We start from the raw sequence: 19,684 nt of genomic DNA, 5'->3' as shown, positions 1-19,684 counted from the left end.
GCTGTGTTTTTTTATTAATGTAGCTTTGGGGTAATGTTTAATCAAATCGATACTAACAACCTAGATGTACTTCTGATCAAGCTTTTTATATTTAATGTTTTAATGAAAACAGTTATACTGTAAGCAAAACTAAAAATTGGAAAGGAAATACTAGAACATGGAAAATTATCTATTATTTATCCTTACAGCAATGCTAATCATAATAATGCCTGGTCCTGGTTTTGCACTAGTTACAAAAAACACTATCTCGCATGGTAAAAATGGTGGGATAAAGACTGTTTTAGGAACGATATCTGGAATGATGATTCATACAATAATGGCTACGCTAGGACTCTCTGCCATCCTAATGAAATTTGCTATGTTATTTACATTTATAAAATATGCTGGGGCTTTTTATTTAATTTACTTAGCTGTAAAGTCAATTAAAAGTGCCTTACATAAAAAAGAAGATATGTCAGGTTCAGTAGAAATGGACTCTAAAGATATTGGAGCAATTAAAAGCTTTAGACAAGGATTTACTACGGCAATTTTAAACCCAAAAACTGCTGTATTTTTCCTAAGTTTTTTACCCCAATTTATTGTGAGCAATCAAAGTCATTTCTTCCAATTTCTTTTGTTAGGACTCACATTTACGACTTTGACAGCAATATGGTATTTGCTTTATATCACGCTAATACGTCAATTAAGAACTTTTTTAAGAAAAGAAAGAGTGAACCGTACAATAGAGGGTATTACAGGCGCGGTATTATTAGTATTTGGAGTTAGGTTGTTTTTTCAAAAATAAATATGTATATGAAAAAAGAAATAATCACTATTGATTATTTCTTTTATTTACTTATTCCAAAACTACTATTTTACAATTGATTTCACACCCTCATACTGATTTTATACACATATCTAATTGGAACTTTAAAAATGACTTCCTCAATAACCTGACCGGTTTGCTTTATAAGAAAAAATCTTACATTATGGGGGCGGGCTGATAACCAGTAGGGGATGGATAAAAAACCATTGATTAAAGTTTCATTTTAAATACTAAGTGTAGTAGAAGTTCAGTTAGATAAAATTCGGTAGTCGAATTTTTTTGCATAAAGCTGTATAATGCTTGTAACGAAAAGGAAATACAGGAAAGGATATGTAACGAGTTACTATGGATAAAGATAAACAACAATTAAGCGTTGAAGTTGCAAGATTATATTATCAGTCAGATTATAGTCAGCAGGAAATTGCTAATAAATTAAATATTTCAAGGCCGACTATCTCTAGATTATTAAAGTACGCGAAAGAAAAAGGATTTGTTCAAATTAGCATAGCCGATCCATTTGCTGATTTAGATAACGTTGGGAATTTACTGAAAGAAAAATACAATTTGCTAGAGGCACATGTCGTATTTTCACCAGTGCCAGAATATGCATCGATTACAGAGTATATTAGTAAATATGCAGCAGAGTATATGGAAAAGACGGTTAAAAACGGTGATATCGTTGGTGTAAGCTGGGGAATGACGATGTATGAAATCGCTAGAAAAATTGTACCACAACATGTAAAAGGTGTAGAAGTTGTTCAGTTAAAAGGTGGTATTAGTCATTCGAGTGTAAATACATATGCGAATGAAACGATTGCTTTATTTGCAGATGCTTTTCAAACGACGCCAAGAAATCTACCGCTTCCAGTTATATTTGATAATGCAGTGACAAAAGAATTAGTAGAGCAGGATCGACATATCCATCACATTATCGAAATGGGGAAACAAGCGAATGTTGCAATTTTTACTGTAGGAACAGTGCGAGACGAAGCACTATTATTCCGATTAGGTTATTTTGATAAGGATGAAACGAATTTACTCAAAAAACAATCGGTCGGTGACATTTGTTCACGTTTCTTTGATGGAGACGGAAATATTAGTAGTGAAGAAATTAATCAGCGTACAATTGGGATTGAGTTAGAAGAACTGAAATTAAAGAAACGCTCTATTTTAGTTGCTGGTGGTAATAGAAAAATAAAAGCAATTGATGGTGCGTTACGTGGTGGGTATGCAAATGTATTAATTATCGATCAGCATACAGCAAAAGAACTGTTACATTATCAAAAAGGTTAGAAATAAAAGGCTTTCTCAAGATGTTAATTTTGAGAAAGCCTTTTATTTTGTTATGTATGAATTATGGGATTGTTTTTTGAATACAAATTGCCTTTTTAAAAATAATTATGGATATTGAGATACATACTACCATTGTTAATATAAAAGTTTTGATTTTAAATATGAATTGTTTCTTAGTTAGAATGCGCTTTATTTACTACAAGAAAATTCCTTTTGAAAAAATGAACAAAATTTCAAAAGTATATTTACATTTGTTCAACTAAGAGTTAGAATGAAGTTGTTAAAAGATATGAGGAGTGAAGATAATGAATATTGCAAAGTTAATTGACCATACAATTTTAAAAGCTAATACTACAAAAGAAGATGTTATGAAAGTAATCGAAGAAGCAAAGGAATATAAATTCGCTTCTGTTTGTATTAATCCTACATGGGTGAAGCTAGCTGCTGAAGAATTAGCTGGACATGATGTAGATGTTTGTACTGTAATCGGTTTCCCATTAGGAGCAAGCACTACTGAAACAAAAGCTTTCGAAACAAAAGATGCTATCGCAAAAGGTGCAACTGAAGTTGACATGGTAATCAACGTAGGCGCTTTAAAAGATGGCGATAACGAGTTCGTTGAAAAAGATATTTATGAAGTAGTACAAGCAGCAAAAGGAAAAGCGCTTGTAAAAGTAATCATTGAAACTTGCCTATTAACAGATGAAGAGAAAGTACGCGCTTGTGAATTATCAGTAAAAGCTGGTGCTGACTTCGTAAAAACTTCAACTGGATTCTCAACTGGCGGAGCAACTGCTGAAGACATCGCATTAATGCGCAAAACAGTTGGACCAAACGTTGGTGTAAAAGCATCTGGTGGCGTTCGTACACGTGAAGATGCAGACAAAATGGTAGCTGCTGGAGCTTCTCGCGTTGGAGCAAGTGCTAGTGTTGCAATCGTATTAAATGATACAAAAGGTGCTACAGATAACTACTAATCATTAATGAAGTCAAAAGCAATAGATACACAACGTAAAGTGTATCTATTGCTTTAACAATTGAAAAGAATGTAAGCGGATACGAATGGGAGGGGACGGCTTATGAAATATTTAATCGGTATTTTTGGCCTCGTATTGATTTTAGGTATCGCTTGGCTTGCTAGTAATGATAGAAAGAAAGTCAAATATCGCCCAATCATAACGATGGTTATATTACAATTCATTTTGGGGTTTTTATTATTAAATACAAGTGTAGGGAATATATTAATTAGCGGAATAGCAGATGGTTTTGGAGAGCTATTAAAATATGCAGCTGACGGTGTGAATTTCGTATTTGGTGGATTAGTAAATCAAAAAGAGTTTTCGTTCTTTTTAAGTGTATTAATGCCAATCGTATTTATCTCAGCTTTAATAGGTATTTTGCAACACATTAAAGTATTACCTATTATTGTGAAATCCATCGGTCTAGCATTAAGTAAAGTAAATGGAATGGGGAAACTAGAATCATATAACGCTGTTGCTTCTGCGATTTTAGGACAATCTGAAGTGTTTATTTCAGTTAAGAAACAACTAGGATTATTGCCAGAGAAAAGAATGTATACATTATGTGCATCTGCAATGTCTACCGTTTCAATGTCTATCGTTGGATCGTATATGGTGTTATTAAAACCACAATATGTTGTAACCGCTTTAGTGCTTAACTTATTCGGTGGTTTTATTATCGCTTCTATCATTAACCCTTATGAAGTTACTGAAGAAGAAGATATGTTAGAAGTACAAGAAGAAGAGAAAAAGACTTTCTTTGAAGTATTAGGGGAATACATTATAGATGGATTTAAAGTTGCAATTACAGTAGCAGCTATGTTAGTCGGTTTCGTTGCTTTAATCGCATTCATTAATGCAGTATTTAAAGGTGTAATCGGTATTTCATTCCAAGAAATTCTTGGTTATGTATTTGCACCATTTGCATTTATTATGGGTGTACCTTGGCATGAAGCAGTTAATGCCGGAAATATTATGGCAACAAAATTAGTATCAAATGAATTTGTCGCTATGACAGATTTAGCACAAGGAAACTTTAATTTCTCAGATAGAACGACAGCGATTATATCTGTATTCTTAGTTTCATTTGCAAACTTCTCTTCAATTGGAATTATTGCAGGGGCAGTTAAGAGCTTAAATGAAAAGCAAGGGAATGTAGTCGCAAGATTTGGTTTGAAATTACTTTTCGGTGCAACATTAGTAAGTTTCTTATCAGCAACGATCGTTGGCTTATTATTTTAATAGATTCATATCATATAAAAAGGAATGGTGATTGTAATGAGAATGGTAGATATTATTGCAAAAAAACGTGACGGCAAAGAATTAACGACTGAAGAAATCAAGTTCTTTATTAATGGATATACAGACGGAAGTATTCCTGATTATCAAGTGAGTGCACTTGCAATGGCAATCTTCTTTAAAGATATGACAGATCGCGAACGTGCAGATTTAACGATGGCGATGGTTGAGTCTGGAGAAACGATTGACTTATCAGCAATTGAAGGAATTAAAGTAGACAAACATTCAACTGGCGGTGTTGGTGATACGACAACATTAGTATTAGGACCATTAGTAGCTGCTTTAGATGTACCAGTAGCAAAAATGTCTGGTCGTGGATTAGGACATACAGGCGGAACAATTGATAAATTAGAAGCGGTAGAAGGATTCCACGTTGAAATTACGAAAGAGCAGTTCATTGATATTGTAAACCGTGACAAAGTAGCTGTTATTGGACAAACAGGAAACTTAACACCTGCAGATAAAAAGATTTATGCATTACGCGATGTAACAGGAACAGTAAACTCAATTCCTTTAATCGCAAGTTCAATTATGAGTAAAAAAATTGCAGCTGGTGCTGACGCAATCGTACTTGATGTAAAAACAGGTGCTGGCGCATTTATGAAAACAGAAGAAGATGCAAAAGAATTAGCACATGCAATGGTACGTATCGGAAATAATGTAGGACGTCAAACGATGGCTGTTATTTCAGACATGTCACAACCTCTTGGATTTGCGATAGGTAACGCTCTAGAAGTGAAGGAAGCGATTGATACTTTAAAAGGCGAAGGTCCAGAAGATTTAACAGAATTAGTACTTGTATTAGGAAGTCAAATGGTCGTACTTGCGAAAAAAGCAAATACGTTAGAAGAAGCTCGTGAAATGCTAATTGAAGTTATGAAAAATGGAAAAGCAACTGAGAAGTTTAAAGAGTTCTTAAGCAATCAAGGCGGAGATAGCTCAATTGTGGACAATCCAGAAAAAATGCCACAAGCTAAGTATGTAATTGATGTACCTGCAAAAACTTCAGGTGTTATTTCTAACATTGTTGCAGATGAAATCGGTATCGCAGCTATGTTACTTGGTGCTGGCCGTGCAACAAAAGAAGATGAAATCGATTTAGCGGTAGGATTAATGTTACGTAAAAAAGTTGGCGATGCAGTAAAAGAAGGCGAGCCATTCGTAACAATCTATGCAAACCGTGAAAATGTAGAAGATGTAAAAGCAAAAATCTATGAGAACATTTCTATCGCTGAAACAGCAGTGGCTCCTAAATTAGTTCATACAGTTATTACTGACTAATCATAATTACACATACTTTAAGGGGGAAATAATATGGATAAGAAAAAATATATCGAAGAAGCAAATAAGATGTTAGCAAAAGCATATATTCCGTATTCGAAATTTCCTGTTGGCGCAGCGTTAGTTACGAAAGAAGGTAAAATCTATACTGGTTGTAATATAGAAAATGCTTCTTACGGTTTATGTAACTGTGCAGAAAGAACAGCGATCTTTAAAGCAGTATCAGAAGGAGAGCGCGACTTTAGTTACTTAGTTATTACAGGCGAAACGGACGGACCGATTTCACCATGTGGTGCTTGTAGACAAGTAATTGCTGAATTCTGTGAACCGAAAATGCCAGTTTTACTAACGAATGTAAAAGGTGATGAAAAAGAAGTGACTGTTGAGCAATTACTTCCAGGTGCTTTCTCAATAGAAGATTTAAAATAAGTTGAAAAGTCATTCCGCAAATATTAATTGTGGAATGGCTTTTTTATTTTCAAAAGTTGAATGTAATATTTTGTTCATATTCCGTTCATAAACTTTCCGTAAAATGATTGCAGCGAATATGGAAAGTTTACAGCAGGAGGAATAAAATGAAGAAATTATATAATGCAGCATTTATTTACTTAATTATCGGTTTATTATCAGGAGTATTTGCAAGAGAGTATTCGAAAGCACAAGGAATTAAAGGATCCACAATGTTGCAATTAGTGCATACACACGTATTAGTGCTCGGCTTCGTCTTCTTTTTAATCGCTTTGGCTCTATTTAAAGTATTTCATGTCCATGAAACAAAGAGTTTTCATGCGTGGTTTGTTGTTTATAATGTAGGAGTAATTTTTACTGTCGCTACAATGCTATGGAGAGGGCTTCTACAAGTAAATGGAACTGACTTTAATGGTTTAAGCCATATGGCTGGATTAGGTCATGTTATTATAAGTATCGGGCTCGTTTGGTTTATGATTTTGCTCAAAAAGTCTTTTAAATAGATAGGAGTGGGGGAGAGTATGATAGCACTTTTATCAAGTATTGTAGCGGTTTGTATGGCTGTTGGTGTCATGTTTCTTCGCTTTAAAGCAGCGAAAAAACCGGTAACGAAAAAGAAAATTATATTACCGCCAATTTTTATGAGTACTGGTGCAATGATGTACTTCCTACCGGAGCTTCGATTAACATCGTTAGAAATAGTAGAGGCGATTAGTATAGGACTTATTTTCTCTATATTTCTTATTAAAACAACTAAGTTTGAAATAAGAAACGAACATATATATATGAAACCGTCAAAAGCATTCATATTTATTTTAGTAGGCTTATTGGTTGTACGAGTAGCGTTAAAATCGTATTTAAGTCAATCAATTGATTTAGCAGAGTTAAGCGGAATGTTTTTCTTACTTGCATTTGCAATGATTGTATCGTGGAGAATTGCGATGTATCGCTCGTTTACTAAATTAGAAAAGACAATAAAAAGAGCTGGAATTTCTAAATAGGAATTCCGGCTCTTTTTATGTTTTATACGATGGTTTATTTAGCTTTGATTTCATTTGCTTAATTTTAAACGTATTTGAGCATCTTGTAATGCGGCTGGTGTAACGTTAAGACCATGTTGATCAACAATTTTTGTGTTTAATAAAATGGAATCTAAGCTGCCACGAAATGTTTTAGTATAGTTTTGACGTAGCATTTGTTGTTCTTGTTGTTCATCAACTGTTAATCCAGATGCTTTTTCTTTTTTTGATAATTCGTTAATACGGAATAAAATGTTTTTCATTTGTTTCACCTCTAGTTAAATTTAATTATATTAGTTACTTACTAATATATAGTTATTGTAACGTTTAATTTTAATTATGTCAACACCATCTAAAAAGGTTAAAAATTGACGAAAAATTATAACAATAATAAAATGAATAACAGGGAACCATTTGCTTTACAAGCATACATAGAACGCTAGGGGGATTATTATGAAATCAACATTTTTTGCTCAAAATAGAGAACGATTAGTAAACACATTACCAGATGAATCTATTACTATTTTATTTGCTGGACAAGCACCTCATATGTCAGCAGATGCACATTATAAATTTGTGCCGAATCGAAACTTTTACTATGTAACAGGAATCGATGAACCAAATGTTATTTTCATGATGAAGAAGTTTGGAAATAGTGTAGAAGAAACGCTTTTCATTGAAAAGTCGGATCCAGTAATGGAAAAATGGGTCGGTAAAACAGTTTCTAACGAAGAAGCAGAGAAAATTTCTGGCATAAAGAAGGTTGTATATTTAGATAGCTTTGAAAAGACAATGTCAAATATACTCTTCACAGAAAATGTGAAGCATTTATATTTAGATTTAGAGCGTCGTGAGTGGAATGGTACGGAGACAAAAACGCAAGCATTTGCTAAACATGTAAGAGAACAGTATCCACACGTTTTAATTGGTAATGTATATCCGAATATTTGTGAATTACGAGTGTTTAAAACAGAAGAAGAAATTGAAATCATTAAAGAAGCGATTGCTGTAACGAAAGAGGGCATTTACAACGTATTGAAGCATGCAAAAGCTGACATGATGGAGTATGAATTAGAAGCTCAGTTTGATTTCACATTGAAGTCATCTGGCATTAAGCATCATGCGTTCAATACAATTTTGGCAAGTGGAAAAAATGCTACAGTTCTTCATTATGAAGATAATGATGCACAAATTCAAAATGGTGATTTAGTACTACTAGATTTAGGCGCTCAAAAAGATTACTATAATGCTGATATTAGCTATACATTCCCGGCAAATGGAACATTCTCTAGTCGCCAAAAACAAATGTATAATATTGTATTAAAAGCATTGAAAGAAACAACAGAACTCATTAAGCCAGGAGTAAAGTTTGCTGCATTAAATGAGCATACAAAAAAGGTACTAGCAGAAGAGTGTAAAGCTATTGGTTTAATTCAAGAAGACGAAGAGTTATCAAAATACTATTATCACGGTGTCAGCCATTTCCTTGGTTTAGATACGCATGATGTAGGAACATATAAAGATAGAGTGTTAGAAGAGGGTATGGTTATAACAATTGAACCTGGTCTTTATATTGCAGAAGAATCAATTGGTATTCGTATTGAAGATGATATTCTTGTAACGAAAGACGGACATGAAAACTTGTCAAAAGATATCATTAGAGAAGTTGATGAGATTGAAGAGTTTATGAGTGTATATAATGAAAATGTAAAAGAAATCCATAGTGTTTCAAAATAACAGTGGATAAGGAAAGGCACTCAATTTTGAGTGTCTTTCTTTTTTTAAAAGATCTAAAACAGTGGAGGTTTTGATTGTGATGCTAAAAAATACAATAGGTTTCACGATTATGAGAAGTTCAATATTTTATCCCGAAAAATCCTGATTGGTGAGGGCTGATTAAAGATTTACTTTATATGATCAAATACTATAGAAAAACATTAATGTGAAAAATAACTAATTTTATATATAATGCAAAGGAGTTTCAACATATATAGGAATCTCGTAGTATCATTTTACTATTATTAAATTTTATAAATACATAAGACAATTATTGAGAAAAAAGATAGACATAGAATACTCGGAAAATAGGAAGTATAATAAAAAACAGGCGGATTAAACTGAAATTTCAGAATAAATCGTCTAATAAAAAATAAAGGGGGAACTATAATTATGAAAAAAGAGTGGATTGCTTTAAAAACTGAATGGATTGCACTTTAATGGATAAATCATAGGGGAGTTACTGTTAACTCCCCTATGATTTATAAAAAATGAACTGAAAGGTAGGAAAAAATGATATGAATATAATGCAAAAAATTTATCCAGAACATCCTATGTTATGGAATTTTTTATACCCTTTTTTTGGGGAGGATAGTGTTGAAAATGCTCAAAGTAGAGTTGAAAATATGTTGTGGAAAACAGAGGTAAGTCAGAAAAAAGGAAAAACAGCATTATACCTTCATATACCTTTTTGTGATACTATTTGCTCATTTTGTCCATTTATTAAATCTACAAAGTATGAACCTATAATTGGAGAGTATGTAGAATGTCTTATTAAAGAGATGGAATTATTATCCTCATCTCCTGTCATTCAAGCTTTAACATTCGATGTTATTTTTGTTGGTGGAGGAACGCCCTCTGTACTTACTCCTACTCTAATAGAAAAGTTAACAACAGCAATTAATAAAAATTTCAGGTTGTCACCTGACTATGAGTGGACGTTTGAATGTGAGGCAAAAACAGCAGATGAAGAAAGAATTGCAGCAATGGCAGCTGGGGGAGCAAATCGTGGAAGTTTTGGAGTACAAACTTTGAACCCGAAATATAGAAAGTTATTTAATTTAACTTCAAGTTATGAACAGATACAACATACTGTTGAGACAATGAAGCGATATTTTAAAAGCTATAATTTAGATTTGTTATATCAGTTACCCGGACAGAGTGAAAAAGAACTTATAGATGACTTAAATGCAGTAATGGAATTGGGAACAACTAGTATAGATGCCTATCCTTTAGAATACATTGCATGTTCAAAAGGGTGGTTAAACAAAATAACAAAAGGTAGTATTCCAAGGCCTCCTACTCCTGCAGAAAAAATTAAATATAACCGTATAACATATAATCATTTTAGAAACAGTGGTTGGAATCAAAAGTATGTATATACATTTATGGCACCTGGACATGAAGAAAAGAGGTTTAAATATGGAGAGATTATTTATGGTGGATATGAGGACCAGTGTATAGGGTTAGGAACTGGAGCCGTGACATATATGCAAGGTATTACATGGGCAAATGAGGGGAACACACAAAAATATATAGAACAAATTAAGGAGCAAGGATTAGCCGTTGCAAAATCACGTTTATATCATGCATATGATAGAAGATTTATATTTTTCCCGAAAACAATGAGATTAGAGAAACATTATATAGAGGAAATGCCAGAAAAAGATAAAATAATTGCTAAATTAAATTCTCTCGTACACTTAGAGGTAGTCATTGAAGAGAAAGATTGTTATATTTTGAAAGAGGAAGCAAAACCTTGGTATCCTGCTATATTAGTAGATTTAATTCCTGCAAACGAAAAAGTATATTTTGATAAAAGTGTAAATGGACTACAGAAACAATTGAATTGGTACGAACCAGTTGGAGTGGAAGTTTAGTGAATACAAATAAAGTTGATAAATATGTATTGTGGAGGGACAAGAATTTCCTACTATTACTATTTGGACAAAATTTATCAGCCTTTGGAGACTGGTTCCGCACAGTTGCGACAATTGGTTTAATTTATAAATTAACAGGAGACGCTACACATATAAGTTTATTATTTATTTGTTCAATTCTGCCTACAATAGTTATTTCAATGGTTTTCAGTCCGATTATTGACAGGTTTTCCCGACGTTTACTTATGATTATTGCAGATATTGCTCGTTTATGTATTGGAATTGGGTTTGTAATAGTTGTTTCGACTAATGTGTCTCCATATTTTTTATATTTACTTCTTATTATTAATGGATCATTTTCAGGCTTGTATTTACCAGCACGTTCATCGTTTATTCCTGAAGTGATACCTCAACAAAGTTTAACGCGTGCTAATAGTATCCTTACTACAAGTTTTAGCGCAGTTATGCTTATTTCTACGGGAGTCGGTGGACTCGTTACAGAGATATTATCTATTAAAATGATTTATTTTATTGATGCATTTACATTTTTAATCTCTGCAGTTTGTCTTATGTTTATAAAGATTAGTGAAAAAATTGAGTCAAGTAAGGTAAAAGATTCTTACTTTAAACAAGTCTCTGAAGGACTATTAGAAATTAAAAACATGCCTGTATTAAAAAGTGCAATATGGGTACTCGTTGCAAGAGAATTTGCATTAGGGATCGTATACGTTATTTTTAGTTTATATATCTTAGAATTTTTTAAGGCAGGTAATTTTGGATTAGGTCTTGGACACATGGCTAGCGGTTTAGGACAAATCATTGGTGGTGCGACGCTAGTAGCATTTTTTAAGAAAAAAGAATTTACTTTAGTATATTACCGTAAATGGATTACTTTAGCTTTATTAATTTTGGGTGGATTACATTGTCTTTCTTATCAACAAGATAACTTTATATTATTTTTGATTGTAGTTGTATTAGCTAATTTATGGTATGGGCCTATCGAAGTTTTAAGTTCAACTAGTATTATGACTTACGTAAACCCTGAAGTTCGGGGGCGAGTTTTTGCATCATCGATTGCTTTATCAAGAATTTCGTATATTTTAGCGTTTATTTTAATGATGTTTATAGGAGATTTAGTTTCTATTCCTACGATTGCTTTTGGAATAGGAGGCTTTATAATTATTGCAAGTCTTATAAATAATAAAATTTTATCTAGGACCCGATTTGAAAATGAACAACAAAGATCAGAGGTAACATCTACATCATAGTTAGCTTGGAGGTTGAATATGAAATTACAGAATCTTACGCGAAGAGAAATAATTACATCATTGCAAACAACTTTGAAGAATTTAGACGAATTGGTTCAAGGAATGCCTGAACAAGTTTTATTCAAAACACGTTTAGTAGGAGGGTGGAATACCTCTGAAATTATCGGTCACTTATATGATACTGAAGAGGTGTGGGGAAAGAGAATTAAAGATACCTTTTCTCAAAATGTTCCTATTTTAGAATCTTATAATCCAGAAGAATACGTATTAGTCAGAAATTACAAAGAATATAAAAGAGAAGAAATATTGTGTTTAATTTCTAGATTTAAAGTATTAAGAGAAAAAACAATTTCTTTGTTAGATGAACTAGATAATTGGGATAAAGTGGCGATGCATAAAGAAGAGGGTAAGATATCTATTAAATACATGGCAGAAGTTCTAGCGTTACATGAACAGCATCATTTGAATCAAATTGAAGAGTTAGCTATTATAACAAAGGAGGGAAATGTTAAATGAAGCATGTAGATTTAATGATTCCTGAATTATATTTGTATACAAAATATCTAGTTTATGTACAAAAGGATGCCAAAAGTTCTGAAAAAAATTTAGAAAAAGCCAATTGTATATTAGCAAAGTAAGATGTTTGGTTTTGTTGTAAATTTAATAAAAGTGTAAACAACTGTGACTGAATAATGTACTTTTAGGCAACCACCAATAATATATGATAGGGTGAAAAAACGAAGTTTGTAACTAGGCTTCGTTTTTGTTTATTTATGGTATGAATTATTATCCTTTTTAATTATAGAAATCTAGAGTCATACCTTTGGTTATAAAAGAGTGGCCTGAATTTTTGTTATATAATATTCGTGATCAATGAAAAATTATTAAGTTTTGAAGATGTAAAAGATTTAAAGGAGAATTAGATATAAGTAAATTTCTTGAAAATACATTTAGAGAATTTGAAATAAAAGATAACACGTTAAAACCATACTATTCATTATTACAATGGTAATTAAAGTTTCTGTCTCTAAAAGAAGATGGTTAACTTAATTTAAGTATTTTAATCTATGTATGTTTTTCAGGGCACACTGCATTGTTTGAAAGGATGTTATAAGTATGAATTCATCGAATTTAGAAATGATAGATTAAGAACTAAAAGGTGGATAATCTTTAAAGTGATAATTAGAGTTATACCGAGTGCAAAGTTTTAATCTGGATTACGTAATATATAACTCAACCTATTGTGAAGCCATAAAGAATAAGCGTATAATATTATAGTTATCCCATTACTGGGAGTAACCCGCGAATGATAAATAAGATTGTTCTTTTATCATCGCCTCTAAACAGATAGACAATGAAAGTAACACTGGAATACAGATAGGGAGTTATAAAATGAAATTAATTATTGCCGAGAAACCAGATCAAGGTTTGGCTCTTGTTTCACAATTTAAATATCGCCGGAAAGATGGATATTTAGAAGTAGAAGCGAATGAGTTATTTCCAAATGGAGCGTACTGTACATGGGCAATTGGTCATTTGACGCAGTTATGTAATCCAGAACATTATCACGCTGAGTGGAAGAAATGGTCACTAAATACATTACCGATGATTCCAGAGCGTTTTCAGTTTGAGGTAACAAAGTCAAAGTATAAGCAATTTAACGTTGTGAAACAGCTGTTACATAACCCTCAGGTAACAGAAATTATTCATGCGGGCGATGCTGGTCGTGAAGGGGAATTAATCGTACGAAACATTATAAATCTTTGTAATGTGCAAAAGCCGATGAAACGTCTTTGGATTTCATCTTTAACGAAACAAGCTATATATCAAGGATTTAAAAATTTATTAGATGAAGCAGATACAATCAATACGTACTATGAGGCGTATACAAGGTCATGTGCGGATTGGGTCGTTGGTATGAATGCGTCACGTGTCTTTAGTATTTTGCTAAAGAAAAAAGGAATGAACGATGTATTTTCAGCTGGTCGTGTACAAACACCGACACTCGCATTAATTGTAAAGCGTGAAAAAGAAATAGAAAACTTTAAGTCTGAGCCGTTTTGGGAAGTGTTCGCAACCTTTAATATAGAAGGAAAGAAGTATGAGGGGAAATGGGAGAAGGATAGTGAATCCCGCTTAAAAGACCCTGATATGGCAAATAAAATTGCAGCATTTTGCCAAGGTAAACCGGCTGTAGTAAAAGAAATGAAGACGGAGCGTAAAGAGTTTCAGCCGCCGTTTTTATTTAATTTATCAGCACTGCAAGCGACAGCTAATAAAGCTTTTAAATTTTCACCGAAAAAGACGCTTGATATAACACAAGCACTATATCAAAAAGGGATAGTTTCTTATCCGCGTTCGGATTCTAACTATGTTACACAAGGAGAAGCGGCGACGTTCCCTGATATTTTACAGAAGTTAAGTCAGTTTGATGAATATAAAGGTTTATTGCCAGCACCAATTGAATCGATTATGAATAATAAGCGTTATGTGAATGAAAAAAAAGTTACAGATCACTATGCAATTATACCGACAGAGCAAGTTACAAATCCAAGCAAACTATCAGGTGATGAAAAGAAAATTTACGATATGATCGTAAGAAGACTGATTGCGGCGCATTATGAAGTAGCAATCTTTGACTACACAACGATTACAACTCTTGTAGACGAACGTGCTGAATTCATTTCAAAAGGAAAACAGCAAATTCAAGAAGGTTGGCGTAAAGTTATTTTCCAAGACGATAAAGATGACGAAACAATTCTTCCAATTGTCGCAGAAGGTGAACAAGGAAAAGTTGTAAAGGTGAAAGTGAAAGAAGGAAAAACACAGCCGCCGAAGCGTTATACAGAAGGACAACTTATTACGTTAATGAAAACGGCCGGTAAGTATTTAGAAAATGAAGAGCTGGAGAAAGTATTAAAGAAAACAGAAGGTTTAGGTACTGAGGCAACGCGTGCAGGTATTATTACGATGCTGAAAGACCGTAAATATATCGATGTGCAGAAAAACCAAGTGTATGCAACCGATAAAGGGAAAGTATTAATTACCGCAATCGGTGATAAAATACTGGCTTCACCAGAAATGACAGCGAAATGGGAGCAGCGCCTTGCGGAAATTGGGGAAGGTACAGCATCACCAGCTACATTTATGGAACAAACGAAAAAGCTATCAGCGAAAATTATTGAAGATGCAGTGGAAATGTCAGAGAAATGGGATTTTACTGGATTACATGTTGAATCGATTGAGCGAAAAGGATCGAAATTTACAACAGGTAAAAAGGTTGGTAGCTGTAAAAAATGTGATGGCGATGTGATTGATAAGTCAACGTTTTACGGTTGTTCTAATTACAACACGACACAATGTGACTTTACAATCTCAAAGAAAATATTAAGCAAAACAATTTCGCAAAAGAATATGACAAAACTTTTAAAAGGTGAAAAGACCGATTTAATTAAAGGCTTTAAAAAAGGCGAGAAAACGTTTGATGCGATGTTAGAGTGGAAAGATAATAAGATTAATTTTGTGTTTGAGAATTAAGTTGTTCAACAAATAAAAAAATATGATAATTAAACTGTATCCTATAGAATAGACACTAAAAAAAGTCTATTCTATAGGATATTTTTTGAATAAGTAGTACTATATATTTTTATTTAAAATAAAATATACAATAAAAAAATCTTTGTAATTGATAAATATTTATTGTAAAACAATAAATTGTGTATTAAAATCAATATCATAATAAATCAGTGAGGTGCTTTTTATAGAAAGTTAACAACGCTGTTTTTTATTAGAGGAGGTAAAACTATGAACAATCACAATTTGATTATTGAAAATATGGATAACCCTCATGAGTTGGAGAGAATGTATAGAAAAGACCCGAAAGCTTTTAAAAAGTCATTCTCACAAGCATGGGATGAAAACCCTGATTCTCAGCTTCTAGCTGCTTGGTATGAAAGATTGAATTTCAAGGAGACGGCAAATAAAGAAAAAATATCGCTGTTTCAAAAAGGTTTCTTATTCATGGGCATGTTAGCTATTCTAGCTGGGCTAAGCACTAGAATCATTTTCCACTTTGTCGAGCAGGAAGCAATTGCTCCAATTAACTTGGCTTTTGGTGTAATTCCCTTTATTGCTGCTTATTTTATTTACAATAATACTCCGAAAAAAAGTATTATTTACTTACTTGCAGCGTTGTTCCTAATTGCCGGGTTGTATCTTAATATGTTGCCATTAAATTATAAAGACAGCAGTATCCTTGCGTATTTACATCTTCCTATATTGTTATGGGTCTTATTGGGATTTGCGTTTACGGGAAATGAATATTCAAAAGGTAGTACAAGATTAGCGTATATTAAATTTAATTTAGAATATGGTCTTCTCTACTCGAGTATGGCAGTGAGCGGAATGATACTAGCATTATTCACCATGCGATTATTTAGCTTCGTTGACTTGGATATAGGAGAGTTCTATTTTAGTAATGTTGTTTTATTTGGAGCTGCCGCTCTCGCTGTAGTGGCTGCATACTTAGTATCATTGAATCTTAAACTTGCTAAAAATATTACACCATACATATCTAAAATTTTTAGTCCGCTTGTCTTGATCACATTGTTTATCTATCTAATAACGGTAATTTGGGTCGGGAAAAATCCATTCTTGGACCGCAATTTCCTAATGGCCTTCAACGGAATACTCCTTGGTGTATTGGCTGTTACTATATTTTCTATCGTTGAGAGTGATTCAGACGAGAAAAAGAGCATTTCAGATTATATAAATTTTGCCTTAATTGTTCTGGCGCTTATTATTGACACTGTCGCATTGTCAGCCATCGTATTTAGGCTTTCTTCTTACGGGATTACACCTAATAGACTTGCTGTTTTAGGCGTAAACATACTGATTTGGGCAAATCTCATTTGGATTATGTTTTCCTATATGCGTTTCTTGCAAAACAAATCAGGACCGACAGCTATCCAAGATGCTGTTACGAAGTATTTGCCAATCTACGGACTTTGGGCAGCTTTCGTTATATTTACTTTTCCTATAATGTTTAATTAGAAAGGTTTTGTTAATGTAACGACAAGCTAATTTTCTATAACGTATAAAATCCTTAGAGCTGATAATTATCGTTACTTCTATAATTTCTCGACAGTAAAAAAACGTCCTAAAGTAGGACGTTTTTTTATGTATATTACTGTTTTTTCTTAATAAGTAACAACACTTGTGAAACACAAGCAAGTACTGGCAGTTCAATCAACGGTCCAATAACGAGTGCAAGTGCGATAAGAGGCTCGTCCGGAAAAGCTGCTACAGCGATGGCGAGTGCAACAGGTGAGTTTCTTGCTAATGTTGTTAAGTTTAAACTTACTGTATCTTTATAAGATAAACGCATTATGCGTCCGATAAATTGTCCCAGTACAAAATTAATGATGAAGAACAATAGAACAGGAATGAGTAGTAATAAAACGACATTCATATTTTGTAGTAAATATTTTCCTTGTGATGCAAACATCGCTACGATTGCTAAACTTAAAAATACAATTTGAGCAGAGCTGAAAAACGGAATGAGTGTATTCTCGAGTGTTTCAGCTTTTTTCAGTTTATTCATAATGAATTTTGTAGCGTGTGCAAGTACAAATGGTAAGACGATTACGATAACAATACTTTCTACTAAAACAGAAACCGCTACAGTCTTCATGACACCAGCAAATAAAAATAAATAAATGGGAAGGAGTAGTACTTGCAAAATTAAATTTACAGGCAAAATTGCAGTAGAAAGTGCTACATTTCCTTTCGCTATTTCAGTAAAGATTAAGTACCAATCTGTACATGGAGTAACCATTAACATAATAAATCCAACCCAAAGTGCTGGGTGATCTGAAAGAAATAGTGCTCCTAATCCCCAAGCGAGTAAAGGTGTCCATACAAAATTAATAGTAAGGCTCGTTCCAGCGAATTTTAAATTGCGGAATCCATTTTTTATTTCTTTCAATGGAATGCTGAGAAATAATCCATACAGCATGAAAAATAAGAAGGGGACAATAAATTGCTCTGCATACATATGTATCAAATTAAATTGTCCGAGTACGATGCCGCATGTAACAGCAAAAAGAATAATAAAAGTTTGAATCTTTTCTATAGTGCTCATGAGTAAATCCTTTCTAAATATGAATTGCCCTCTCAACATCCATTATACAAATAATAAAGTTACAATGGATGTTTTAATTGTATCGAGGTTTTTATTTTTAATTCGAGATATTATTTTTTATTTAAAGTTACTTGACTAAAGTAAGTGACATATATTACAATCACTTACATAAGGTAATTAAATAACAAAAAGTTTCGAATATCTTTACTTAAAGTATCAATTGGAACTTTTTATCCCGTATTAATGGGCAGTAAGACCCCCACCTCAGAATTCAGCGAAAGCAAAGAAGTTAGGCGGAGATCTACTGCCCATATAAGCCTGAATTATTAATTTGAACTTTTAATGGGCAGTAAGACCCCCACCTCAGAATTCAGCGAAAGCAAAGAAGTTAGGCGGAGATCAACTGCCCATAAAAGCCCGATTGGTTCAACTAATAATCAGTGGGGGATGAAGAACTCCCCCACTGATTAAAGTTTCACTTTATTAGAATAAGAATTTTTATGATGATGAATAATGAATATGATAAGAAAGTTTAGGTGAAGAAAATGGGATTATTTAGCTCATTATTTGGTAAAAAAGAAGAAAATAACAATGTAGAGGAGAATAAAACAATGTCAAAAGTATTATTTGTAAAAGCAAACGATCGTCCAGCGGAGCAAGCAGTTAGTTCAAGAATGTATGAAACATTTGTAAGTGCTTATAAAGAAGCCAACCCAAATACAGAAATTACGGAGCTAGATTTATTTGCATTAGATCTTCCGTATTATGGAAATGTCGCTATTTCAGGTGGATATAAACGTAGTCAAGGAATGGAATTAACAGCAGAAGAAGAGAAGGCTGTAGCAACAGTAGATCAATATTTAAATCAGTTTTTAGAAGCTGATAAAGTTGTATTTGCGTTCCCACTATGGAACTTCACAGTACCAGCGCCATTAATCACATATATTTCATACTTATCTCAAGCTGGAAAAACATTTAAATATACAGCAAATGGCCCAGTAGGTTTAGCTGGCGATAAGAAAGTCGTTGTATTAGGTGCGCGTGGTTCAGATTACTCTTCAGAACAAATGGCTCCTATGGAAATGGCAGTTAATTATGTAACGAATGTACTTGGGTTCTGGGGAATTACAAATCCAGAGACTGTTGTAATTGAAGGGCACAATCAATATCCAGATCGTTCACAACAAATTGTTGAAGAAGGTTTAGAGAACGTTAAAAAAGTAGCGGCGAAATTTTAATTGATAATAAATGTAAAAAACCAACATGGATGACCATGTTGGTTTTTTAGTCTATTTCTATGTTAAAAAATGTATATTTATAAAATAAAAGAAAAGTTTGAAAATAGTATTGCAAAATATTATATTTCAAACTATAATGAAGTCAAGAATAGTTGATACTTAAGTTAAATATTCAGAAAATTCAATTAGTTAAAAA

The 19,684-nt window shown here is 32.9% G+C and carries 18 protein-coding genes; 16 read left to right on the top strand and 2 right to left on the bottom strand.

All coding sequences use genetic code 11. The annotated features are described in order from the left end of the window. Positions 1-157: 157 nt before the first annotated feature. The 8 genes from DN389_RS25990 to DN389_RS25955 all read left to right on the top strand — a co-directional run bounded on the left by DN389_RS25990 (position 158) and on the right by DN389_RS25955 (position 7,166). Positions 158-784: a LysE family translocator gene (locus tag DN389_RS25990; protein ID WP_000432983.1), complete on the top strand. Its 627-nt coding sequence runs from the start codon at positions 158-160 to the stop codon at positions 782-784. A 366-nt stretch (positions 785-1,150) separates the two neighbouring features. Beyond that, on the top strand, positions 1,151-2,098 hold the full coding sequence (locus tag DN389_RS25985; protein WP_060489989.1) for a sugar-binding transcriptional regulator: 948 nt from the start codon (positions 1,151-1,153) through the stop codon (positions 2,096-2,098). A gap of 305 nt (positions 2,099-2,403) precedes the next feature. Continuing rightward, positions 2,404-3,075, top strand: coding sequence for a deoxyribose-phosphate aldolase (gene deoC / locus DN389_RS25980; protein WP_060489990.1), 672 nt, complete (start codon positions 2,404-2,406; stop codon positions 3,073-3,075). Between the two features lie 102 nt (positions 3,076-3,177). Then, positions 3,178-4,359, top strand: a complete 1,182-nt coding sequence (locus tag DN389_RS25975; protein ID WP_000876170.1) for a NupC/NupG family nucleoside CNT transporter — start codon at positions 3,178-3,180, stop codon at positions 4,357-4,359. A gap of 36 nt (positions 4,360-4,395) precedes the next feature. Further along, a complete protein-coding gene (locus DN389_RS25970) occupies positions 4,396-5,697 on the top strand; it encodes a pyrimidine-nucleoside phosphorylase (RefSeq protein ID WP_001983022.1) in 1,302 nt (433 codons plus the stop codon). Between the two features lie 33 nt (positions 5,698-5,730). After that, the gene (locus tag DN389_RS25965; RefSeq protein ID WP_000358522.1) at positions 5,731-6,126 is read left to right on the top strand and encodes a cytidine deaminase; all 396 of its coding nucleotides are present in this window, start codon (positions 5,731-5,733) and stop codon (positions 6,124-6,126) included. 146 nt (positions 6,127-6,272) lie between these two features. Then, positions 6,273-6,668 (top strand): DUF2871 domain-containing protein, encoded by a 396-nt coding sequence (locus DN389_RS25960; RefSeq protein ID WP_000737865.1) that lies wholly within the window; start codon positions 6,273-6,275, stop codon positions 6,666-6,668. Between the two features lie 18 nt (positions 6,669-6,686). Next, the gene (locus DN389_RS25955) at positions 6,687-7,166 is read left to right on the top strand and encodes a CcdC family protein (protein WP_098802539.1); all 480 of its coding nucleotides are present in this window, start codon (positions 6,687-6,689) and stop codon (positions 7,164-7,166) included. Positions 7,167-7,216: 50 nt separating this feature from the next. Here DN389_RS25955 and DN389_RS25950 read toward each other — a convergent pair whose 3' ends face one another. After that, positions 7,217-7,447 carry a DUF896 domain-containing protein gene (locus DN389_RS25950; RefSeq protein WP_098802538.1) on the bottom strand — a complete coding sequence of 77 codons (231 nt, stop codon included), beginning with the start codon at positions 7,445-7,447 and terminating at the stop codon, positions 7,217-7,219. A 190-nt stretch (positions 7,448-7,637) separates the two neighbouring features. Here DN389_RS25950 and DN389_RS25945 point away from each other — a divergent pair, with 190 nt between their 5' ends. The 7 genes from DN389_RS25945 (at position 7,638) to DN389_RS25920 (ending at position 17,160) form a co-directional block, all read left to right on the top strand. Next, on the top strand, positions 7,638-8,921 hold the full coding sequence (locus DN389_RS25945) for an aminopeptidase P family protein (RefSeq protein ID WP_060489992.1): 1,284 nt from the start codon (positions 7,638-7,640) through the stop codon (positions 8,919-8,921). A 665-nt stretch (positions 8,922-9,586) separates the two neighbouring features. Then, positions 9,587-10,840, top strand: a complete 1,254-nt coding sequence (locus DN389_RS25940; RefSeq protein WP_254981064.1) for a coproporphyrinogen-III oxidase family protein — start codon at positions 9,587-9,589, stop codon at positions 10,838-10,840. Next, complete coding sequence (locus DN389_RS25935; protein ID WP_223261337.1) at positions 10,810-12,108, top strand: MFS transporter; 1,299 nt, start codon at positions 10,810-10,812, stop codon at positions 12,106-12,108. The genes DN389_RS25940 and DN389_RS25935 overlap by 31 nt, the downstream gene beginning before the upstream one ends. 18 nt (positions 12,109-12,126) lie before the next feature. Beyond that, entirely contained in the window at positions 12,127-12,624 is a 498-nt protein-coding gene (locus tag DN389_RS25930) for a DinB family protein (RefSeq protein WP_060489994.1), read from the top strand. Beyond that, entirely contained in the window at positions 12,621-12,746 is a 126-nt protein-coding gene (locus DN389_RS28995) for a hypothetical protein (protein WP_254981065.1), read from the top strand. Before DN389_RS25930 ends, DN389_RS28995 begins: the two co-directional genes overlap by 4 nt. A gap of 754 nt (positions 12,747-13,500) precedes the next feature. Continuing rightward, entirely contained in the window at positions 13,501-15,645 is a 2,145-nt protein-coding gene (topB, locus tag DN389_RS25925; protein ID WP_088063034.1) for a DNA topoisomerase III, read from the top strand. A gap of 267 nt (positions 15,646-15,912) precedes the next feature. Then, positions 15,913-17,160 (top strand): DUF4153 domain-containing protein, encoded by a 1,248-nt coding sequence (locus tag DN389_RS25920; protein ID WP_098802536.1) that lies wholly within the window; start codon positions 15,913-15,915, stop codon positions 17,158-17,160. A 133-nt stretch (positions 17,161-17,293) separates the two neighbouring features. On the opposite strand, the gene DN389_RS25915 is transcribed toward DN389_RS25920, so the two are convergent. Beyond that, a complete protein-coding gene (locus DN389_RS25915) occupies positions 17,294-18,250 on the bottom strand; it encodes an arsenic resistance protein (protein WP_149237745.1) in 957 nt (318 codons plus the stop codon). 545 nt (positions 18,251-18,795) lie between these two features. Here DN389_RS25915 and DN389_RS25910 point away from each other — a divergent pair. Further along, on the top strand, positions 18,796-19,488 hold the full coding sequence (locus DN389_RS25910) for an FMN-dependent NADH-azoreductase (RefSeq protein ID WP_097908225.1): 693 nt from the start codon (positions 18,796-18,798) through the stop codon (positions 19,486-19,488). Positions 19,489-19,684 lie beyond the last annotated feature (196 nt).

It is taken from the genome of Bacillus sp. AY3-1 (genome assembly GCF_008368785.1).
GTDB classification, from domain to species: Bacteria; Bacillota; Bacilli; order Bacillales; family Bacillaceae_G; genus Bacillus_A; species Bacillus_A wiedmannii.
The sequence above is the reverse complement of the archived record's forward strand: the minus strand, read 5'-3'. Positions and strand labels throughout refer to the sequence as shown.

Bases quoted from the DNA above. Each gene is read 5' to 3' on its own strand.
- DN389_RS28995 (WP_254981065.1), top strand. From the start codon at position 12,621: ATGAAGCATGTAGATTTAATGATTCCTGAATTATATTTGTATACAAAA.
- DN389_RS25965 (WP_000358522.1), top strand. From the start codon at position 5,731: ATGGATAAGAAAAAATATATCGAAGAAGCAAATAAGATGTTAGCAAAA.
- DN389_RS25990 (WP_000432983.1), top strand. From the start codon at position 158: ATGGAAAATTATCTATTATTTATCCTTACAGCAATGCTAATCATAATA.
- DN389_RS25920 (WP_098802536.1), top strand. From the start codon at position 15,913: ATGAACAATCACAATTTGATTATTGAAAATATGGATAACCCTCATGAG.
- topB (WP_088063034.1), top strand. From the start codon at position 13,501: ATGAAATTAATTATTGCCGAGAAACCAGATCAAGGTTTGGCTCTTGTT.
- DN389_RS25930 (WP_060489994.1), top strand. From the start codon at position 12,127: ATGAAATTACAGAATCTTACGCGAAGAGAAATAATTACATCATTGCAA.
- DN389_RS25960 (WP_000737865.1), top strand. From the start codon at position 6,273: ATGAAGAAATTATATAATGCAGCATTTATTTACTTAATTATCGGTTTA.
- DN389_RS25915 (WP_149237745.1), bottom strand. From the start codon at position 18,250: ATGAGCACTATAGAAAAGATTCAAACTTTTATTATTCTTTTTGCTGTT.
- DN389_RS25945 (WP_060489992.1), top strand. From the start codon at position 7,638: ATGAAATCAACATTTTTTGCTCAAAATAGAGAACGATTAGTAAACACA.
- deoC (WP_060489990.1), top strand. From the start codon at position 2,404: ATGAATATTGCAAAGTTAATTGACCATACAATTTTAAAAGCTAATACT.
- DN389_RS25970 (WP_001983022.1), top strand. From the start codon at position 4,396: ATGAGAATGGTAGATATTATTGCAAAAAAACGTGACGGCAAAGAATTA.
- DN389_RS25940 (WP_254981064.1), top strand. From the start codon at position 9,587: ATGTTGTGGAAAACAGAGGTAAGTCAGAAAAAAGGAAAAACAGCATTA.
- DN389_RS25955 (WP_098802539.1), top strand. From the start codon at position 6,687: ATGATAGCACTTTTATCAAGTATTGTAGCGGTTTGTATGGCTGTTGGT.
- DN389_RS25950 (WP_098802538.1), bottom strand. From the start codon at position 7,447: ATGAAAAACATTTTATTCCGTATTAACGAATTATCAAAAAAAGAAAAA.
- DN389_RS25975 (WP_000876170.1), top strand. From the start codon at position 3,178: ATGAAATATTTAATCGGTATTTTTGGCCTCGTATTGATTTTAGGTATC.
- DN389_RS25910 (WP_097908225.1), top strand. From the start codon at position 18,796: ATGGGATTATTTAGCTCATTATTTGGTAAAAAAGAAGAAAATAACAAT.
- DN389_RS25985 (WP_060489989.1), top strand. From the start codon at position 1,151: ATGGATAAAGATAAACAACAATTAAGCGTTGAAGTTGCAAGATTATAT.